This is a genomic window from Pseudoalteromonas atlantica (genome assembly GCA_007988745.1).
In the GTDB taxonomy this organism is placed as follows: Bacteria; Pseudomonadota; Gammaproteobacteria; order Enterobacterales; family Alteromonadaceae; genus Pseudoalteromonas; species Pseudoalteromonas atlantica.
Genome location: BJUT01000064.1, coordinates 1 through 20679, shown reverse-complemented (window position 1 = coordinate 20679; position 20679 = coordinate 1). Strand labels below are relative to the sequence as shown.

General features: G+C 40.8%; 18 protein-coding genes and 2 tRNA genes. 13 read left to right on the top strand and 7 right to left on the bottom strand.

Annotation, left to right across the window (positions count from 1 at the left end; all coding sequences use genetic code 11):
* The first annotated feature begins 193 nt into the window (after nucleotides 1–193).
* The 6 genes from PAT01_RS17935 to PAT01_RS17910 all read left to right on the top strand — a co-directional run bounded on the left by PAT01_RS17935 (nucleotide 194) and on the right by PAT01_RS17910 (nucleotide 6766).
* Nucleotides 194–1042 (top strand): DUF72 domain-containing protein, encoded by an 849-nt coding sequence (locus tag PAT01_RS17935; protein WP_138686104.1) that lies wholly within the window; start codon nucleotides 194–196, stop codon nucleotides 1040–1042.
* 13 nt (nucleotides 1043–1055) lie between these two features.
* The gene (locus tag PAT01_RS17930; protein ID WP_138686105.1) at nucleotides 1056–1556 is read left to right on the top strand and encodes a M48 metallopeptidase family protein; all 501 of its coding nucleotides are present in this window, start codon (nucleotides 1056–1058) and stop codon (nucleotides 1554–1556) included.
* 218 nt (nucleotides 1557–1774) lie between these two features.
* Nucleotides 1775–3958 carry a YHYH protein gene (locus PAT01_RS17925; protein WP_186807305.1) on the top strand — a complete coding sequence of 728 codons (2184 nt, stop codon included), beginning with the start codon at nucleotides 1775–1777 and terminating at the stop codon, nucleotides 3956–3958.
* 37 nt (nucleotides 3959–3995) lie between these two features.
* Nucleotides 3996–4502 carry a hypothetical protein gene (locus tag PAT01_RS17920; protein WP_154945937.1) on the top strand — a complete coding sequence of 169 codons (507 nt, stop codon included), beginning with the start codon at nucleotides 3996–3998 and terminating at the stop codon, nucleotides 4500–4502.
* A gap of 205 nt (nucleotides 4503–4707) precedes the next feature.
* On the top strand, nucleotides 4708–6084 hold the full coding sequence (locus PAT01_RS17915) for an ATP-binding protein (RefSeq protein ID WP_318299769.1): 1377 nt from the start codon (nucleotides 4708–4710) through the stop codon (nucleotides 6082–6084).
* 4 nt (nucleotides 6085–6088) lie between these two features.
* Complete coding sequence (locus tag PAT01_RS17910; RefSeq protein WP_154945935.1) at nucleotides 6089–6766, top strand: response regulator; 678 nt, start codon at nucleotides 6089–6091, stop codon at nucleotides 6764–6766.
* Between the two features lie 136 nt (nucleotides 6767–6902).
* On the opposite strand, the gene PAT01_RS17905 is transcribed toward PAT01_RS17910, so the two are convergent.
* Nucleotides 6903–7592 (bottom strand): DUF3334 family protein, encoded by a 690-nt coding sequence (locus PAT01_RS17905; protein WP_004588943.1) that lies wholly within the window; start codon nucleotides 7590–7592, stop codon nucleotides 6903–6905.
* A 116-nt stretch (nucleotides 7593–7708) separates the two neighbouring features.
* Between PAT01_RS17905 and cmoA the strand changes: the two genes are divergently transcribed.
* The 5 genes from cmoA (at nucleotide 7709) to PAT01_RS17880 (ending at nucleotide 12049) form a co-directional block, all read left to right on the top strand.
* On the top strand, nucleotides 7709–8434 hold the full coding sequence (cmoA, locus tag PAT01_RS17900; protein ID WP_004588942.1) for a carboxy-S-adenosyl-L-methionine synthase CmoA: 726 nt from the start codon (nucleotides 7709–7711) through the stop codon (nucleotides 8432–8434).
* 12 nt (nucleotides 8435–8446) lie between these two features.
* The gene (gene cmoB, locus PAT01_RS17895; RefSeq protein WP_054982276.1) at nucleotides 8447–9415 is read left to right on the top strand and encodes a tRNA 5-methoxyuridine(34)/uridine 5-oxyacetic acid(34) synthase CmoB; all 969 of its coding nucleotides are present in this window, start codon (nucleotides 8447–8449) and stop codon (nucleotides 9413–9415) included.
* Nucleotides 9416–9595: 180 nt separating this feature from the next.
* A complete protein-coding gene (purM, locus tag PAT01_RS17890; protein WP_154945934.1) occupies nucleotides 9596–10648 on the top strand; it encodes a phosphoribosylformylglycinamidine cyclo-ligase in 1053 nt (350 codons plus the stop codon).
* Nucleotides 10648–11295, top strand: coding sequence for a phosphoribosylglycinamide formyltransferase (purN, locus tag PAT01_RS17885; protein ID WP_004588939.1), 648 nt, complete (start codon nucleotides 10648–10650; stop codon nucleotides 11293–11295). The genes purM and purN overlap by 1 nt, the downstream gene beginning before the upstream one ends.
* Before the next feature lie 16 nt (nucleotides 11296–11311).
* A complete protein-coding gene (locus PAT01_RS17880) occupies nucleotides 11312–12049 on the top strand; it encodes a DUF3108 domain-containing protein (RefSeq protein ID WP_029772580.1) in 738 nt (245 codons plus the stop codon).
* 72 nt (nucleotides 12050–12121) lie between these two features.
* Here the strand turns inward: PAT01_RS17880 and PAT01_RS17875 are convergent, their stop codons facing one another.
* Complete coding sequence (locus PAT01_RS17875) at nucleotides 12122–12886, bottom strand: class II glutamine amidotransferase (protein ID WP_004587229.1); 765 nt, start codon at nucleotides 12884–12886, stop codon at nucleotides 12122–12124.
* Between the two features lie 297 nt (nucleotides 12887–13183).
* On the opposite strand from PAT01_RS17875, the gene fadE reads away from it, so the two are divergent.
* Nucleotides 13184–15640 (top strand): acyl-CoA dehydrogenase FadE, encoded by a 2457-nt coding sequence (gene fadE / locus PAT01_RS17870; RefSeq protein WP_154945933.1) that lies wholly within the window; start codon nucleotides 13184–13186, stop codon nucleotides 15638–15640.
* Nucleotides 15641–15644: 4 nt separating this feature from the next.
* On the opposite strand, the gene PAT01_RS17865 is transcribed toward fadE, so the two are convergent.
* Together PAT01_RS17865 and PAT01_RS17860 are read right to left on the bottom strand one after the other, a co-directional pair.
* Complete coding sequence (locus PAT01_RS17865; protein WP_154945932.1) at nucleotides 15645–16757, bottom strand: DUF6136 family protein; 1113 nt, start codon at nucleotides 16755–16757, stop codon at nucleotides 15645–15647.
* A complete protein-coding gene (locus PAT01_RS17860) occupies nucleotides 16754–17344 on the bottom strand; it encodes an ABC transporter ATP-binding protein (RefSeq protein WP_154945931.1) in 591 nt (196 codons plus the stop codon). Before PAT01_RS17860 ends, PAT01_RS17865 begins: the two co-directional genes overlap by 4 nt.
* 167 nt (nucleotides 17345–17511) lie before the next feature.
* Here PAT01_RS17860 and PAT01_RS17855 point away from each other — a divergent pair, with 167 nt between their 5' ends.
* Nucleotides 17512–19434, top strand: coding sequence for a S9 family peptidase (locus tag PAT01_RS17855; RefSeq protein ID WP_154945930.1), 1923 nt, complete (start codon nucleotides 17512–17514; stop codon nucleotides 19432–19434).
* Nucleotides 19435–19502: 68 nt separating this feature from the next.
* Here the strand turns inward: PAT01_RS17855 and PAT01_RS17850 are convergent, their stop codons facing one another.
* The 3 genes from PAT01_RS17850 to PAT01_RS17840 all read right to left on the bottom strand — a co-directional run bounded on the left by PAT01_RS17850 (nucleotide 19503) and on the right by PAT01_RS17840 (nucleotide 20643).
* Nucleotides 19503–20222, bottom strand: a complete 720-nt coding sequence (locus tag PAT01_RS17850; protein ID WP_154945929.1) for a helix-turn-helix domain-containing protein — start codon at nucleotides 20220–20222, stop codon at nucleotides 19503–19505.
* Between the two features lie 214 nt (nucleotides 20223–20436).
* Nucleotides 20437–20513: transfer RNA gene (locus PAT01_RS17845), tRNA-Asp, on the bottom strand.
* A 53-nt stretch (nucleotides 20514–20566) separates the two neighbouring features.
* Nucleotides 20567–20643 (bottom strand) — tRNA-Asp (locus PAT01_RS17840).
* Nucleotides 20644–20679 lie beyond the last annotated feature (36 nt).

Here is a 20679-nt window from a genome sequence, read left to right as displayed (position 1 = left end):
TTTGCTCGATTTTTATAGCCCACTAGGTTACAAACCTCGCGCCACGATTAAATCGTCCCTAGATTGAACAAATTTCAATCTACAAAGTTCAACACGCCCTAGAGCGTGTGTTTAGCTTTGTAATGTTAATTTGCAGCAAGCACCGTATGTATTTGGTACACTTACGCCACGAAGTTATTAAGCCACCCTTTTTATGTTATATATTGGATGCCCTCAGTGGTCGAGCAGCGCCTGGAAAGGCAACTTATTTACCCGCCAATGTAAAAATGCCGATATGCTAAGCCAATATGCCCAGCATTTTAACTCAGTAGAAGGCAATACCAGCTTTTACGCAGACCCAGCGCCAAGCACTGTTTTACGCTGGGCTCAAAGCGTACCCGAGGACTTTAAATTTACGTTTAAGTTTCATCGTCGCTTTAGCCACGAGCTTGCGCTTAGTAATGTTCAGGCAGAGCTTAATGACTGGCTTACGTTATTTGCCCCAATACTTGAAAAAACAGGGCAAATAATGCTGCAATTACCCAAAGCGTTTGGTCCAAGCGATTTACCTAAATTAACGCAATTTATTAGCTTGCTCCCCAAAGAGCTGAATTACGGCGTAGAAGTACGACATAGTGATTTTTTTAAAAAAGGTGAGGCCGAAATTGCCCTTAATCAGCTATTAATGGCAAATAATATAAACCGTATTTCTATGGATACCCGTGCGCTTTTTGCAGTAAAGCCCACCACCGAGGCTTTAATAGATGCACAACAAAAAAAGCCCCACTTACCGGTACATGCAATAGCTACTGGCTCGCAGCCGATGGCGCGCTTTGTAATAGCCGATTTACAAAACGACTATAAACCCTTTTATAAACCGTGGCTCAGTAAAGTAAAACAATGGCTTGATGAGGGGAAGTCCCCGTATGTGTTTTTTCATACTGCCGATAACCGTGAATCTCCACGACTCGCTAGGCAGTTTTGTGAAGACCTAGGGTATAATCACCCAGTATTAAACCCATTCAGCGGCGAAAAAGAAGCCCACCAGCCAACGCTTTTTTAAATAGAGAATAAAAATGAGTGAATACGCACGTTACTTTACCGGCTACCCAGCTAACATTATTGAGCAAGTATTAAGCCTTATAAATAACAATAAGGTATGTGACTACTTACTTAAAAAATACCCACATGCGCACACCATCACCACCGACAAACTACTTTACAGCTACGCCACTGATTTAAAAAAGCAGTATTTAAAAAACGCCCCACCGTTTGGCCGCGCTGCATTTAAAAAACAAGGTGATATGGTTACCAACGCACTCGGTACTCACACCTACCGCATGCAGGGTAAAACCCGTAAGCACGATTTAGCCATAAACAGTGACTTACTGCGCGCACCCGAGCCACTGTTAAAAGCGCTAGTCGTACACGAACTCGCCCACTTTAAAGAAAAAGATCACAACAAAAGCTTTTATAAACTGTGCTGCCATATGGAGCCGCAATACCATCAGTTAGAGTTAGATTTACGGATTTTTTGTGTGGTGGTGGCGATGGGAGAGAATCCTTATTTAAAATAGGGGTTTTACCGTTGTTTAACTGAGTGAAAATAACGCCCATGCTTAAGTTATTATATCCTTCCATAACCAAGCGCCCATACCCATTCTTTTATCCCCGTAAGCAGTTGACAACTTAACGCCTTTTGGCTCAATAAAAACAAAAACATTTAAAACTACATAATTGCCCTACATTTGAGAACTACACTCCTAAGAGTTGATTTAATCTTTGGAGTTTTTAAATGATAAAAAATACCCATGCCTTTTTCCTCAGTGCACTGTGCTGCTTAACCTTAAGTGCCTGCAACAAGCAAAACAGCCAATCGCTTGAGCAATCAAACCTCAATGATTTTACTCTAACCAGCTCAAAAGTAAGTGATGGCGATAGCTTACCTATTACTTATACATGCGATGGGCAAAGTATTAGCCCCCCTCTTAACTGGAGTGGTGCACCTAACGCAACCAAATATTATGCGTTAATTATGGATCATAAAGCGCCTGAAGGAATGCATTGGTATTGGATTATGTACAATATTGCCGCTGATAAAACGCAAATTAAAGCGGGCGAAACCCTCGGTGAAGTAGGCTCTAATAGCGTAAACGATTTAAACCAATACGCGCCGCCTTGCTCTAAAGGCCCAGGTGAAAAAAGCTATACTTATACTGTTTACGCGTTATCTGCACCGGTTTCCTTTAATAGTGATACAAAGGTAGACCGCTCAGCATTACTCGCTGCTGTAAAAAATATTACGCTCGATACTGCAAGTATGACGGTTAAATACTCGCGAAGTGCTAATAGCGCCGAGCGCAAACCTAATGCAAGACCAAAACCAAATGAGCAGCCAAAGCCTGATAAATCATATTTAACCGCTAACGTAAAATCACCTCGTTGCGATGCTGTTACACAATCAGTAAGTAATGCAGGGTTTGATAAAAGCGTATCTGTTACGTGCGATGAACAGTATGCTTATATTGCCTCATCTACTTATCCTGATCATGAAGTAATGACTGGTATTACAGGTATTAACGAGCAAATACCCGTTCCAGCTAAAGGCTACGCTGCACCTATAAAGCTAAACCCAAAAAAAGCAAAGACAATAACAACAATTGATGCAGCCGTAGGTGTTGCTGTTAATGGCGTACCAATATACGACTATTCTTCGCAAGGTGAACTGGACGTAAATAGCTACGATGAAAAACACGACACGTTAGCACTCGGACAGTTAGATATATGTGGCGGACACGCAGGACGGGGTGATGACTACCATTATCATGTATCGCCAACGTGTATGATTGCCACAATGAAAAACCAATCAAGCGATGCCATTATTGGCTGGGCTTATGATGGTTACCCGCTGTATGGCAGTAAAAATCCAGATGGCAGTTCAATTGCCAAAGGTGACCTTGATGTATGTAACGGACAAACCGACGACACATTTGGCTATCGCTATCAAACTTCAGCTACGCCGCCATATATTATTCAGTGCTTAGTAGGTGAAGTAGATACAGCTAAATTACCAAGAGTGTCACCACTTAGTGGCGATACTCAAGGCATAAGAGCCGACCTGCGCCCGCCACAAGGAGGCGTTGAAAATCTAACGCACACAATCTCTGAAAACGGCAGTCGTACAATGAGCTATTCATACAAAGGTGAAAACTACTTTACAACCTACAGCCCTGCATCACAGGGAAAAGACTGCTATAGCTTTAAACAAAAAACTATCAGTAATCGTGGCAAGGTTCAAACAGGTACATTTTGTAGAGGCCCGCAACCAAATCACCTTACTCCTTCAGTCACTAAGCAAAATACAAATCCTGCCATTACAGGCAAGCATAACTTAAAGCTAGAAGCATGGGCTGATAACTGGTTTACAGCTTACATAGGCGAGCAGTTACTTGTTGAAGATTCTGTGCCCATAACCACAGAGCGTTCATTTAATGCACAAAGCATTACGTTTTCTGCAAACTACCCTATTGAGCTTAATTTAATAATTAAAGACTTTAAGCAAAACGACACTGGGCTTGAATACATCGGTGCTAAAAATCAGCAAATGGGTGATGGCGGTTTTATTATGCAACTTACCGACACCGATACAAATAAAGTAGTTGCGGTAAGCAGTAAAAGCTTTAAATGCGAAATACTTCACAAAGCGCCGCTTAACAAATCATGTGAAAGCGAAACAACCCCAGTTGCGGGCGAAGGCGCTTGTACATTTATGTCAAAAGAAGCGCCCACTAACTGGCTGCAAAGTAACTTTGACGATACGCATTGGGCTAATGCAGTAGAGCACAACTTTGCCGATGTAGGGCCAAAAGACGGTTACGACGATATTAACTGGGATGAAAACGCAAAATTCATATGGGGCGAAGACTTAGAAACCGACAACACCCTTATTTGCAAAGCAACAATTGAGCAACCTCAATAAACAAAAAGGTCAACCGCTTCAATAAAAGGCAGTAATTATGTATTTTTTAAAAAAATTTAAATGGCTAATGCTAGCGTGTATTTTAACAAGTACGAGCGCTCAAGTGAGCGCCCATGTATTGAAAAACACAACAGCCCAAGTAATTTTGAGAGACGGGCAAGTTGAGGTTAAAGTATTAACTAATGCTGAGCATTTAATTTCAATGCTGCAAAGCGAGCAAGCATGGCTTATGGGCGATATTGATAAGCTTATGCCTACAAATTTAAGTACAGAGCAACAAGAAGAGTTTGTAAAAAATGCACTTAAACAAAAAACGAGCTTACGTGTAAATCAGCAAGTTATCGTGTTTGAACGCGTCGCTTTTACCACCAGCAACAACGAAGCGCACGACCTAGAAATTGTTTTTCAAGCGAAGCACACATTTTCAACAGTGGATGAGCTTGCTATATCGTTCCCTAAAAGTTTAGGCGCAGTACACGCAAGCTTTGTAAAACCACAATATAAGTTACTGAGTGCTGGCGATACCGCAAAAATAAAGCTCTAATCCATAAAATCAACATACCTAAAAAGCTTACTTAAAAAGGATTTTAGTAAGCAACTCCCAAAATACGCTAATTGTAGGCACATAATCAATATGCAATACTGCTCAGTACGTTAATGTGATGATCTTTACTATTTGCAAATCAGTGAAATTAATACATAAATTCTTTTTAGCTTTTTTTATCACTAATATCGCCCTTGTTGGGCTCATGTTTGTGTTTATATACATGACCTTTTCGTCAGGGTTTAACAAATTTGTTGAACAAGAAGAAACAAAGCATGTAGCAATGGTTAAGCATCAACTTGTTAATTTATATAACGAATTAGGCAGTTGGCAAGCCATTAAGCAAAACACGCAATTATGGCGCTCTATTGTAGAGCCGCAAAAAAAGCCAGGCGAGCCTAAAACTAATAAACACACAAGCTCCCCACCCAAACCAAATAGCAGTAAAGCAACTCCCTCTTTATTGTGGATACACTTACCTGCAGACTCCCTTAAAACAGGACAACGTATAAGTTTATATGATCAAAATAAAAAGGTTGTTGTTGGCAGAGCTAATTTAAACGACCACCCACATATAGAGCCTATTTTATTAAACAATAACGTTATAGGCTGGATAGGTTTAGTACCTTCAAAACTTGTGCAAAGTAGCCCAGCAAAAGCGTTTTTAGCAACGCAATTTCATAACTACTTTATGATCACGTTACTCGTTATTACGCTCGCATTTATTATGGCTATTGTGTTATCTCGCCATTTAATAAAACCAATAAAAAAAATAGTGACTGGCACCGATGAGTTAACAAAAGGAAATTTTGCCAGCAGAATCATCCCCTCTAGTAAAGATGAGCTAGGTACCCTATCCAACAACTTTAACACCTTAGCCCACACGCTTGAGCAAAACCAACAAATGCGATTTCAATGGGTGTCAGACACATCCCATGAATTAAGAACCCCACTTACCGTACTACGCACGCATTTACTAGCCATACAAGATGGCGTATTTACAGCCGACACAAAGCGTATTAATTTACTCATAAACCAAGTAGATAACTTAAGTCACATTGTTGACGACCTAGCTCAACTAGCACAAACAGATAGCGTTAATTTAACCTATAACAATGCACATATTGATTTGATAAACATTTTTGAGCAATCAATTGAAAACTACACCGCTCGCTTTAAAGAGCGTGAATTAAATGTAGACAGCAAAAGCTTAACCAAAGCCGGCAAATGTATAATAAATGGCGATAAAGAACGCCTTGTACAATTATTTTCAAACCTATTAGAAAATACCTGTAGATACACGCATAAAGGTGGGCAAGTAATAATACTTGCCAACAAAACACCTAATAACATTGAGCTTATTTTACAAGACTCAGCCCCAGGTGTTTTACCAAACGACTTACAAAAGTTGTTTGAGCGTTTTTATCGGGTTGAAAAATCTCGAAGCCGAGAGCACGGCGGCTCGGGCTTAGGACTTGCGCTTTGCAAACAAATAGTAGAGGCACATGGCGGTCAAATATCGTTGCACAACTCGCCACTTGGTGGGTTAGAGGTAAAAATAACGCTGAGACTTTTAGGTTAAAATAATGACATCACAAAAAATACTTATTATTGAAGACGAAGAAAACATTGCAGAGGTACTTATTGCCTATGCTAAGCAACAAGATTACGTAACTGAGCACTTTAATAGTGGCAAAGGTGTGGTTAGTTTTGTAAAACAAAACGCAGTAGATTTAATACTTCTTGATTTAATGCTGCCAGATGTTGATGGCATTGAGCTATGTAAGCAAATTAGAGCCTTTTCAAGTGTACCAATTATTATGCTTACCGCAAAAAGTGAAGAAATAGACCGCTTACTGGGTTTAGAGATCGGCGCCGATGACTACATATGCAAACCTTTCAGCCCCAAAGAAGTGATAGCACGCATAAAAGCCGTACTAAGAAGAACCAGCCAGCCTAAAATAAATATTATCAATCATAATAATTTTCAATTATACAAAGACGATTACGAAGCGCGCTTAAACGGAGAAAGCATTGGCTTTACCGCCGTCGAGTTTAAAATATTTTTATTATTTATAAGCCACGTAGGTCGTGTTTTCACCCGCGAAGATATTATTAATAACGTATACAGCGACACTACCGACATATCCGATCGCAACATTGATACACACATTAAAAATATACGAAAAAAGATTAACGACGTTCAAGCAGGGCTAAACCCAATAGCTGCGGTTTATAGTGTGGGTTATAAGTTTAAAGAGTAGGTTTACTGATTAAAATAAATCTAACATGACGAAAAAGCGCGATATTAGTCGCGCTTTTAACTAACTTTTCTGTTGATAGCTTAAAACTGACAGCTCAAAAGCACGTTGGGTTTCGCTTCGCTCAACCCAACCTACATTACAGCCCTAGCTCAGCCATAAAGTCATCATCGGCATCATCTTGTTCTGCTTCTTTTGACTTAGCTTTTGCTTTTTCGGCCTTTTGCTTAGCTTCGTTTTCGATAATGTCATCAGGGTCTATCGCTTCTACAATGTCAAAGTCATGTAGTTTAATAAACTCTGTTTTATCCATTGCCAGCTCTAGGTAAAAGATATTTTGGTTGCGCGTAGTAAAGGTTACGCGGCGTGCTTGTGGGCGATCCATAGTGGTATCAACCGATATTTGCACTTGTTTATTAATCGCCATCATTTTTGGCTGGTTTTGCGTAATAGAGGTATGTAACTGCTCACGAACTTTAGAAGTGAAGTCACCAACAATTTGGTTCATCAGCTCGCCCATTACATTTGAAACGTCATCTGATAAATGACTGTGGGCAATTTCTTCTTCAGGCATGCCCATATTGCGCATGTAATCGCCGTAAATTTCCATTGCCGCTTGCGCTGTAAAATTAGTGACTACCAGCCCTGTAAAGCCACCATCAAATAATACAAAACAGCCAATGTCTGGACGCATACAGGTGCGCGTTATTTTTTGCACCATAGCCGAGTAGCTAATTTCGTTACCACTGGCTGATGACAGAACACCCGTCACTGAATGACATAGGGTTGCTAAAATATCGTCTGTGCTAATTACCTTACTTTTGCTCATTTAACGTTCTCTTTTATACTTATTATTCATAATTCTAGCCAAGCTACTGAATTTATCACTGACTATCCAGTATAAAATGTTAAAATAGTGCCATTATTTTTAAAGAGACTGCCTTAGTGAGTATAAAAGACAGTATTTACGCCTCTGAGCAACAAGTAAAAGATTTTAGCTTCGACCAAAATGTGGTTGAGGTTTTTCCGGATATGATCCAGCGCTCTGTGCCTGGGTACGCCACCATTGTAAGCACTATGGGTAAATTGGCCGGTGAATATGCGCAAAGTAATTCAAACCTTTACGATTTAGGCTGCTCGCTTGGTGCGGTTACCCTAAGTATGCGCCGTAATATTCGCACCGATAACTGCCACATTATTGCTGTAGATAACTCACAAGCTATGGTTGAGCGTTGTAAGGTACATTTACAAGGCTTTAAGTCAGACGTGCCTGTTACAGTAACTTTAGGCGATATTAACGAGCTTGAGATTCAAAATGCGTCGGTAGTGGCCATGAATTTTACCTTGCAATTTATTCCGCCTTTACAGCGCCAAGCCGTGCTTGAAAAAATTTACGCTAACTTAAAACCCGGTGGCGTCCTGCTCCTTAGCGAAAAAATTAAAGCCGAAAACGAGCAGTGCGATAATTTATTAATTGATTTGCACCACGACTTTAAACGCCACAATGGCTACTCAGAGCTTGAAATAAGCCAAAAACGTACTGCCATTGAAAACGTGATGCGCCCCGATACGCTAAGCACTCACTTTAATCGTTTAAGCGACATTGGTTTTAGCCAAACGCAGGTGTGGTATCAATGTTTTAATTTTTGCTCAATGGTAGCAATTAAATAAAGAGAGTGACTTATGTCTCAATGGTTTAACCAATTTTACGCAGCAATTGCACAAAGCCCACTTAGCCACTGGCTAGAAACCCTGCCCGCTCAATTAAAGCATTGGCAAAACGAGGCAAGCCATGGCGATTTACCAAAATGGCAAAAAGTACTTAAAAATCTGCCAGAAGTAAAAACAACCCACGTTGATATCGCCACTAAAGTAGAAATTGGCGCACCGGGGGAGATGAGCGAAGGCGAGCAAAAACAAGCCACGCATTTATTAAAACGCATGATGCCATGGCGCAAAGGCCCTTTTACTGTACACGGTATTGAAATAAACACAGAGTGGCGCAGCGATTGGAAGTGGGATCGCCTGCTTCCTCATATTGAGCCTTTAAAAGGCCGCACAGTATTAGATATAGGCTGTGGCTCTGGCTATCATTTGTGGCGTATGCGCGGTGAAGGCGCTGAATTTGTAGTAGGTATTGACCCTTCTGATTTATTTTTGTGTCAGTTTCAGGCCATTAAACATTACAACCCAGATGAAAACGTGCATTTATTACCATTAGGTGTAGAGGCACTACCCGAGCTTAAAGCGTTTGATACGGTGTTTTCTATGGGGGTGCTGTATCACCGCCGCTCGCCTATCGATTTTTTAGCGCAGTTAAAAGCGCAGCTTCGTCCAGGTGGCGAACTCGTACTAGAAACGTTAGTAATTGAAGGCGATGAAAACACCGTACTGGTACCTACCGACCGCTACGCAAAAATGCGCAACGTTTGGTTTATTCCAAGTACTGCTGCACTAAAACTGTGGATGGAACGCGTTGGCTTTAAAGATGTGCAAATAAAAGATTGCGCAATTACCACGCTTGATGAGCAACGCAGGACCGACTGGATGGAAAACGAATCGTTAGTTGATTTTTTAGACCCAAACGATACCAGTAAAACCATTGAAGGTTACCCTGCTCCACTTAGAGCAATACTAACTGCCAAAGCATAAATAACTTAAAAGCACCCAGGGTGCTTTTTTTGTGCAATTAACAAACTAATAGCGGACAAGTGTCCTTGTTAATTATTTCAAAACTATATTTGAGCTAGCCGCGCAGTTGCAATTGTTGTAAAATACGCGCGTTTCTAAGCTATCGAAAAACAACCCCAAGCAATTATTTGAGGAAAACCTGTGAGCGAACAAAAACAGTCATTAAGCTATAAAGACGCGGGCGTAGATATCGACGCTGGTAATGCACTTGTTGAGCGTATTAAAGGCGTAGTTAAAAAAACGCGTCGTCCAGAAGTAATGGGCGGGATTGGTGGTTTTGGCGCTCTTTGCGAAATTCCAGAAGGTTACAAACAGCCAGTACTAGTAGCAGGTACTGACGGTGTAGGTACTAAACTACGTTTAGCTATCGACTTAAAAAAACACGACACTGTAGGTATTGATTTAGTTGCAATGTGTGTAAACGATTTAATAGTACAAGGCGCTGAACCCCTGTTTTTTCTAGATTACTATGCAACAGGTAAACTAGATGTAGACACAGCGGCCGATGTAGTAACCGGTATTGGTAAAGGCTGTGAGATTTCTGGCTGTGCCCTGATTGGCGGCGAAACAGCTGAAATGCCAGGTATGTACGATGGTGAAGACTACGACATGGCCGGTTTTTGTACCGGTGTAGTAGAAAAATCTAAAATTATTGATGGCACAAAAGTAGCAGCCGGCGATCAACTTATTGCCCTTGCCTCTAGCGGTCCGCACTCAAACGGCTTTTCTTTAATTCGTAAAGTGCTTGAAGTATCAAACGCCGATACGAACCAAGTTATTGACGGCAAAACACTAGGCGAGCACTTACTAGAGCCAACTCGTATTTACGTTAAACCTTTACTTGAGCTATTTAAGCAAGTAGACGTGCATGCCCTATCGCATATTACTGGCGGCGGCTTTTGGGAAAACATTCCGCGTGTATTACCTGATTCTGCAAAAGCAGTAGTTAAAGGCGATAGCTGGCAGTGGCCAACCGTTTTTAACTGGTTACAAGAAAACGGCAATATTACTACGCACGAAATGTACCGTACATTTAACTGTGGTGTAGGCATGGTATTAGTAGTACCAGGCAATGCGCTAGAGCAAAGCTTAAGCATTTTAAAAGAGCTTGGCGAAAACGCATGGCACCTTGGTGAAATTCAAGATGCTGTTGCCGGCGAAGAGCAAGTAGAAATTGTAGGTGGTGCTAAGTAATGGCACCCATTCGCTTAGTGGTATTAATATCGGGTAGTGGTTCTAATTTACAAGCCATTATTGATGCCTGCGAGCGCGGCGAAATAAACGGACACATAGCGGCTGTTATAAGTAACAAAGCAGACGCTTACGGCCTTGAGCGTGCAAAACAAGCAGGTATTGCTACAAAAGTGCTCAGTCACAAAGATTTTGACTCGCGCGAGGCCTATGATGCGCAATTAATGAACGTTATTGACTCTTTTATGCCAAATCTAGTTGTATTAGCTGGGTTTATGCGTATTCTTACTCCTAGCTTAGTGCAAAAATATGTTGGAAAAATGTTGAACATTCATCCATCTTTGTTGCCTAAGTATCAGGGGCTGAATACCCACCAAAGAGCAATTGATGCAAAAGACGATGTTCATGGCGTAAGTGTTCATTTTGTAACTGAAGAGTTAGACGGCGGTCCCGTTATTCTTCAAGCGCAAATACCTGTACTCAAGGATGATACAGCAGAAACATTAGCTAAACGCGTGCACGAACAAGAGCATATAATTTATCCTTTGGTGGTCAAATGGTTCAGTGAACACAGACTTACTATGGAAGCAGATTATGCAGTTCTTGACGAAAAACAACTTCCTGCACACGGCGCGCACTACCCACAATAAAAAAATAAGTGCCCTGCTGTTATGTGTGGGCGCTTTACTTCCTACTAGCCTAATTGCAGGCGAACTAACAGAGTATCAAGCCAGCTACGATATTTTACGCAAAGGTAAAAATCATGGCGAGGCAGTACGCGAACTTAAAAAAGTTGGCGAGCAAACGTATCAACTTACTTATCACAGCAATATTGAGTGGATGATTTTCTCTGACAAGCGAGAAGAAACCTCAGTATTTACTTTTTTAGATAACAAAGTCACTCCTCATCATTACAATATGGTGCGTACCGGCACCGGCCCAGATAAAGATTATAAAATAGACTTTGATACACAAAATAAAGTGGTCACCAGCAGTACTAGCGAATACCCGCTAAAGTGCGAATGGACTGACGAATTTCAAGATGCTATTTCGTATCAAGTACAAGTACGCGAAGGCTTAAAAAAAGGCGAAACTTATTTTTCGTTTCCGCTTATTGATAAAAAAGGCAATCGCCGCGACTACAACTTTGAAGTGGTTGGCAAAGAAATGATTTCGCTGCCAATTGGTAACGTAGAAGCTATAAAAGTAAAACGTTTATACGATAACGATAAACGCCAAGCCCTTGCCTGGTTTGCACCAGAAATGGACTACATGCTTGTACGTATGTGGAAAGGCGAAAAAGGCATGGAGCAGTTTGAAGTACAAATGAATTCATTTACCGTTACCCAGCCTGTTTCTACTCCAGTAAGTGAGAGCAGCGAAGTAAGATCAGAAGCGCCGTAAACACGGTGATAGCAAACACAAAAAACGCGATTTTATATCGCGTTTTTTTGTGTTTACTTTTAGGCTATTTAACTAAATTAGTTCGCCCATTTTAAACAACGCAAACTCCCCTGGCTGCATTTTTTGCCAGCGTTCGTCGTTGGTTAATGGCCGTGTAGCTATTACTGTTACTACATCGTTTGGGGTGGTTTCTTCGTTAAAATCAACCACCATATCGGCATCAATTAACGTTGCTTTACCAAATGGTGCTCGGCGCGTTATGTAATGTAAGTTATTCGTGCAGTACGCCAATACAAATACGCCATCGGTCAATAACATATTAAATACGCCCTTTTCACGTAGCGTATGCGAAAGCTTAGCCGCATATCTAAATACAGAGGCCATATTAGAGGGACGTTTTGGGTATTTTTCACGAATTTTATCTAGCAACCAACAAAACGCCAGCTCACTGTCGGTGTTACCCACTGGGCGATAATATTGGGGTTTTAAATCGTGATAGTTAGATAACTGGCCATTATGTGCATAGGTAATTTCGCGTCCCCAAAGCTCACGGGTAAACGGATGGGTATTTTCAAGGCACACTCGGCCACGGTTTCCTTGGCGAATATGGCTAATTACCGACACACTTTTAATGGGGTAGGCTTTTACTAGCTTGGCGATTTCTGATTGATAGCTTGGCTCAGGATCTTTAAAGGTTCTACACCCTTTACCCTCGTAAAACGTGATACCCCAGCCATCTTTATGCGGGCCAGTATTACCACCGCGCTCTAATAAACCTGAAAAACTAAAACAAATATCCGTAGGTACGTTGGCTGACATGCCAAGTAATTCACACATTAATAAACTAACCCTTAAAAAATACGTATAAATAGCGCTGTACTTTGCTATGCGCTACAACAGACATACTTACTTAAAAAAACTTTTTTGGCTAGCTGATTTACTGATTTTTAGCGCTTAAATAATCGCTGTGATTGAATTAAACACAGCAGTGGTGCATGCTTGTTCCTTATAAAGGGAATAATGATAAGCATAATGGCTAGTTTGTCGTTAATTTAACGCTGTAATGTACTTGAAACTTACGCTCACTAGCGCTACTCTAACTGAGGTGGTCTGACCTCTATTAAGGAATAAGCAATGACACTCATATTTACACTCGGTTTAATCGCACTGCTCAGCATCGCGGTTTACCACAGAGCGAGTTGGAACACAGCACTTGGTGTTTCTGCCGCAACATTATTAATTGGTACCTTTGCAGGTGCTTTTGGTTTAATTAGCTGGTTGATCTTTTTGATCATCGCAGTTCCTCTTTCTGTTACTGGCATTCGTCAGCAATATATAATCAAGCCGATTTTTACTACCTTTAAAAAAGTAACGCCAAGCATGTCTGACACTGAAAAGTCAGCAATCGATGCCGGTACTACGTGGTGGGAAGCTGATTTATTTTGTGGTAACCCAGATTGGAAAAAGCTACACCAATACCCAGTACCAAAGCTGACTATTGAAGAGCAAGCCTTTATTGATGGCCCTGTAGAAGTAGTATGTAGCATGCTAGATGATTGGGAAGCAACACACGAGCTTACCGATTTACCGCAAGATGTATGGCAATATCTAAAAGATAATAAATTCTTTGCCATGATCATCAAAAAAGAATACGGCGGTTTAGAGTTTTCTGCGTTTGCACAATCATGTGTTCTGCAAAAGTTAACCAGTAAATCGACCTTGCTATCGTCAATTGTAGGTGTACCTAACTCGTTAGGTCCTGGTGAGTTGCTACAGCACTACGGTACTGAAGATCAAAAAAATCATTATTTACCGCGCTTAGCCCAAGGCCAAGAAATTCCATGTTTTGCATTAACCTCGCCAGAAGCAGGCTCTGACGCAAGCTCAATTCCTGATTACGGTGTAGTGTGTAAAGGGCAATGGAACGGTGAAGAAGTAGTAGGTATTAGCCTTACCTGGAACAAGCGTTACATTACTCTTGCACCAGTGGCTACAGTACTTGGTCTTGCCTTTAAACTACAAGATCCAGATGGTTTACTAAGCGACAACAAAGAGCCAGGCATTACCTGTGCACTTATTCCAACTAACACGCCAGGTGTTGAAATTGGTCGTCGCCACTTCCCGCTTAACGTACCATTTCAAAATGGCCCGACTCGCGGTAAAGATATTTTTGTACCCCTTGATTACATTATTGGTGGCCCAGAAATGGCTGGCCAAGGCTGGCGCATGCTGGTTGAATGTTTATCGGTTGGCCGTGCAATTACATTGCCGTCAAACTCTGCCGGTGGCATTAAAACAATTGCCGTAGCAACAGGTGCATACAGCCGTATTCGTCGTCAGTTCCGTTTACCAATTGGTAAAATGGAAGGTGTTGAAGAGTCACTGGCTAAACTTGCAGGTTACGCTTACAGCTCAGATGCAGCAGTTAGTATGTCAACGGGTGCGGTAGATTTAGGTGAAAAGCCATCGGTTGTTTCAGCTATTATTAAATACCACCTAACCGAGCAAATGCGCGAGTCGACCATTCATGCAATGGACGTACTTGGCGGTAAAGGGATTATGCTTGGGCCAAATAACTATTTAGGTCGTGGCTATCAAGGTGCCCCTATTGCTATAACAGTAGAAGGTGCCAACATCTTGACCCGTAATATGATTATTTATGGTCAAGGTGCAATTCGCTGTCATCCATTTGTACTAACCGAGCTTGGTGCTTGTAAAATTGAAGACCGCGAAGAAGCGCTTAACGTATTTGATAAAGCGCTAATGGGCCACATTGGCTTTACAATGTCGAACCTTGTACGTACTAAGTGGCTTGCGCTTACCGGTGCACGTTTTACTAGCGTACCGTACAAAGACGACACCGCAGAGTTTTACCGTATAGCATCACGCTTTAGTGCATCGCTTGCGCTTATGTCTGACATTAGCATGGCGGTATTTGGTGGCTCGCTTAAACGTAAAGAACGTATTTCAGCACGTTTAGGTGACTTACTAAGCTACTTATATTTAGTGTCTGCAACGCTTAAGCGTTATAACGATGAAGGCCGTAAACAAGAAGATTTAGCCCTAGTAAAATGGAGCTGTCAGGATCATCTTTACCACTGCCAACGTGCCCTTGCTGATTTAATCAATAACATGCCCTCTGCCCCATTACGTGGCGTATTAAAAGTATTGTTATTCCCGTTTGGTCGCCCGGTTCGTAAACCTACCGACAAACTTGAGCATAAACTAGCACAACTACTTCAAGTACCTAGCGAAACGCGTAACCGTTTAGCAAGCTATGTTTACTTAAAAGATGAGCCACTAAACCTAGTTGGCCGTCAAGAGCAAACACTTAAAGACGTACTGGCTGTAGAGCCGTTATTTGAACAAGTATGTAAAGAAAAAGGCCTTAAACTGCCATTCTTCCAACTTGATAAAGTAGCGCAAATGGGCCTTGAAGCTGGCATATTAAGCCAAGCAGAAGCTGATAAATTAGCCGCTGTTGAAAAAGCCCGCTTAGATGTGATTAACGTTGATGACTTTGACCCAGCTGATTTATTAGCAGGCAAAGCCGCACGTAAAAGTGAAGACAGCAAAGCAGATGCAGCTTAACCCGTTAGGTTAACGCAGCCAACAGTCCGCCTGTTGTGATCATCCAAACCAGCGCGTAATGCGCTGGTTTTTTTTGCACGATAGCTTGTTGGAGTGCGCACCAAATAATGCCAGTTAATAGCAACAAGCCACTTGCTTGGTTGAATAAAGCAAAAAAAACAATAAGCGAAAGTAAGAGCACAATTAAACTAGGAACAAATTGGCCAATAAAAAATGCTGTTTGCTTATTCTGCATTTTAAAAAACACACTATATTGTTGATGTAGATGACTACAATCAAATTGTAATGAACTACTAAACAACACCACAAAAGCTAGTGACAAAATACTAAATATATCAGCTAAATTAGCGCGCTCTTGTAGTAGTACCTCAAATGCCATAAATACGCACAACAATAAAGCACCTCGCCAAATCAAAGTCCAGCTGTTGTGTATAAAAAACATTAGCCAAAAGCCTGTAAGTGAGCTTAGCTCTAACTTAGCTGCAAAATTAAAAGGTACCATTAAGGTGCTTAAGGCAAATAACAGCACAAAGCCACACTGATAAATCAGTGGACTTAAATCAAACGGTAACATTAGCCACATTGCAGATAACAAAAATCCATAAACAAGCGCAATTGGCTTGTATAAGCATAAAATGCCGAGCGTAAATTGTAATAGTAAAAACACCAAAAAATGCGGCACCCTAAGCCACTGGTTTATGCTCAGGTCAATCGCGATAACAAGGCTTGCAATCAACCAGCCATTACTTAACAGCAAAAGCTTTATATCCACCAAACCAAGCCAATACCGCTTAACCAATGTCTGTTGAAACGCTCGTTGGGCTGAGTTTTTTATTGCAGACTTCATTGCGCTTAACATTACACTTTGTAGCAACAAATACAGCCAAGCCATTTTCGCACCATATTGAGGTGCATCACTACTATCAATAATTTTTCCAAGCCCTAAAAAAAGTAGCAATATCAAACCCAACACTGACGAGCCTAACACCACTAAAAATAACACCCCAAAGCTTTTCAGTTGTAATAATAATTGTGTAAGTTCAGTCTTGTATGCCAGAAAACGATAATCCATAAAAGAGCGGTATTGGCCAATTGATTGTTTTAAATTTGCAATCATAAAGGCGTACACTCAAAGCCATGCAGTAAAAAAGGCTCGGGCTCGTGACAGGTGATAATTATTTGACCTTGTGGCTTATTTACTAAATATTCATCAAGTAAAATTAGTAAATACTCAATACTCGCTTGATCAAGCGCTGCACTGGGTTCATCTAACAGTAAATACGGTGCATCACGCATAAGCGCTAAAATTAACTGACACTTCTTTTGGTTCCCTGATGATAGAGCGTCAAAGCGTGTATTTAGAAATTCATTAAAATTAAACCCATCGACTATAGCTGTTGGCCAACAACAGCCAAATGTATTTGAGGATAAGTTAATTATTTGCTTTGCTGTTAAAAAGTCGGGTAAAGCAATACTGTCAGAGGCTATAGCAACTTGCTTATGTGGTTCGGTTAATGCGTTTCCAGAAAACAAAAGCTCACCACTTTCGTAAGTTTCAAGCCCCGCTAATATCATCAATAGAGTTGTTTTCCCTTGGCCATTAGGTGCTTCGATGCATATTTTAGGTGCACAGAATCGCACGTTATAACCATTGTACAATATGTTTTCAGCAAACTGTTTATGTAACCCAATGACTTCTATCATAAATACCCACTTTTCAACGAGTTATCATTATAGCGAATACTTATATAAAAACGATTTATGGTTTGTAACACTTTATTACTGTTTGCATATCAGAAATACTTGCGTTTGAAAAACGTTCGGTCAACACTTCTAAATGAAAACATAACTATAAACCAAGGAATGTACCTATGAAAAAAGCCCTCAAACTTGCCTGTATTACCTGCGCTGTATCTCTTGCATTAGCGGGTTGCAATCAATCTAATAGTTTAGGCTCTAGCGCTGTAAAAACTGAGCAAACACAACAAGTAAAAACCTACGACGCAAAAACTTTTTTTGACACCACCTCTATTATGGGCAGTAGTTTTTCACCAAGTGGTGATAAAGTGTTAGTCAGTAGCGATGAAAGCGGCATTTACAGCTTATACGAAGTCGATGTTAAAACCGGTAGTAAAACCCGCTTAACTAATTTTGAAGACAGTACTTACCCAGTACGCTATTTCCCTAATGATGAGCGTATATTGTTTACCAAAGACTCAGGCGGTAACGAACGATACCATGTTTACGTGCGTGAAGTTGACGGTTCAATCAAAGATTTAACCCCTGGCGATGAAACACGAGCTGGCTTTGCAGGTTTTACAAAAGACGGCAGCCAGTTTTTTATCTCAAGTAATCAGCGTGATGCCAAATTTATGGATTTATATCGTGTAGATAGTGAAACCTATAAAGTGTCTCCTGTTTATCAAAATGAGCTTGGATTAGATGTTGGCGCCATTAGCCCCGATGGACGCTTTATTGCTTTATCTAAAAATAATAGCAATAAAGACAGTGATACATACATTCTTGACACTTATAAAAAAACCCTCAAGCCACATCTTATATCCCAGCATGATGATCCCGCACAATATACGCCTGAAACCTTCTCTGCTGATGGTAAATATTTATATTACTCTACAGACGCAAAAGGCGAGTTTTCACAAATGTGGCGCTATGAGTTAGCCACAGGTAAGCACACGCCGGCCTTAGAAGACGAGTGGGATGTAACCTTTATCTATTTTTCTAAATCTGGTCGCTACCAAGTAAGTGGTGTCAATGCCGATGCCAGTACCAAAGTGTCTATTTTAGATACTCTGACAGGTAAACAAGTTGCTATGCCCGCCCTACCCAATGGTAATTTACACGGTGTGAATTTCTCAAGTGACGAGAAAACCATGGCGTTTTATTTAAACTCAGACACCTCACCAAGCAATTTATTTGTTTGGCAAGTTGGTAGTAATAAAGCTAAGCAGCTTACTAACACATTAAGTAAAGACATAGATCAAAACGACTTAGTAGAGAGCACCATTGTACGCTTTAAAAGTTTTGATACTCTAGAAATACCAGGCGTGTTGTATAAACCAAAACAAGCTAACAGAAACAATAAAGTACCTGCGCTGGTGTGGGTGCATGGTGGTCCTGGTGGGCAAAGCCGTACTGGTTACAGAGCAATGCAACAACATTTAGTTAATCATGGCTATGCTATTTTTGCCGTTAATAACCGAGGTAGTTCAGGATACGGCAAAACATTTTTTCATTTGGATGATAAAAAGCACGGCACTGACGACTTACAAGATATTGTGTACGGTAAAAAGCACCTGCAGAGTTTAGAGTGGGTTGATGCAGATAAAATTGGCATCATAGGGGGCAGCTACGGCGGCTTTATGACTGCTGCTGCCCTTGCTTTTGAGCCGGAAGAATTCAAAGTCGGTATTAATATTTTTGGGGTTACTAACTGGGTAAGAACGCTAAACTCAATTCCACCCTGGTGGGAGAGTTTTAAAAAGGCGTTGTACGATGAAATGGGCGACCCTGCAACAGATGGTGAGCGTCATCGGGCTATATCGCCACTATTTCATGCTAAAAATATCACTAAACCTTTAATGGTAATACAAGGCGCTAACGATCCACGCGTTTTACAAGTTGAAAGCGATGAGCTCGTTGCCGCAGTCAAAGCCAATGGCGTGCCAGTAGAGTATGTATTGTTTGATGATGAAGGGCATGGTTTTACTAAAAAAGAAAACCGTATAACAGCCTCTAACGCTTACTTAAACTTTTTAGATACCTATCTAAAATAGCGCTTAAGCCCATACAACTATGGGCTAAATTTAAGATAAAAGCTGTGTGCTTGTTTGCATACAGCTTTTTATGCGTGACGCGTTAATTTTGGTTCTAATACCGCCAGAGCTAAACCAAACACAGCTGTAAATAATCCAATAAACTCAAGCCAGGTATTACCTGCATGTGATATGTAGCGTGGGACAGCATTTGTTGTATAAACACGTTTACCACCCGTCACTTCTTCGACAAATGATTCACCGATATACTCATCCATTAATTTAAAAAGTTCAACACGCCTAGCAAGCATCTCTTTAAGTTTAGCTGTACGCTTTTCAGCACTGGGATCTATTATATAATCTTTCCAATGATTGAAAACATTGAGTGGTTCATCATTTTTAATAATTCCAATTGAGCGATACTCATAAAAATGTTCGTTAAACACATAATGTTTATGGCCTGCATAAAATAGTGCACACCCAAACGAAATTAAAAACATTGCTAAATAAATCAATTTACGCTGAGTTACTGAAGTGCTCACAGCTTTATTTTTATACCACTGCTCAACATCCGGTATCTGCATAAGCCTGGTTTTATCATGACTTGATACAAGCGGCTTCATAAACTCATCAATTGAAAGATCTAATGCTATCAATAAGGCTCTAAATATTTCATTCGAGGGAATTGATTTATCGTTTTCAAGTTTTGATAAATAACTCTGCTCTATCCCTACTTGCTGGGCAAATTCAGGTTGGCTCAATTTTTTATTATTTCTTAGCTGCTTTACTTGTTGACCTAGTGTGCTCATTTTAGTGCTTCCTTTTTTAAAGTGAGACTAGATTCTTGGCTATTCATGCAGATATAAGAAGCTGAATATTAAAGAATAGGCAGGAATATTAGCAGGTTAGCATTAAGTAGTCGATTATTTAGCTGATAGCTGATAGCTGATAGCTGATAAAAAATTATATTTGGATTAGTTAATAAGGAAATTATTTATTGCTTGCTACTGAGGAAATAACAAGTGGCGGAGTGGACGGGACTCGAACCCGCGACCCCCGGCGTGACAGGCCGGTATTCTAACCAACTGAACTACCACTCCGCAGTGGTATGTGCATGGGGTAATGCACTTACTAATTTTGTTACGATATCAAATGGCGGAGTGGACGGGACTCGAACCCGCGACCCCCGGCGTGACAGGCCGGTATTCTAACCAACTGAACTACCACTCCGCAGAGATATCATATTACTTGTCATTACTAAATTTG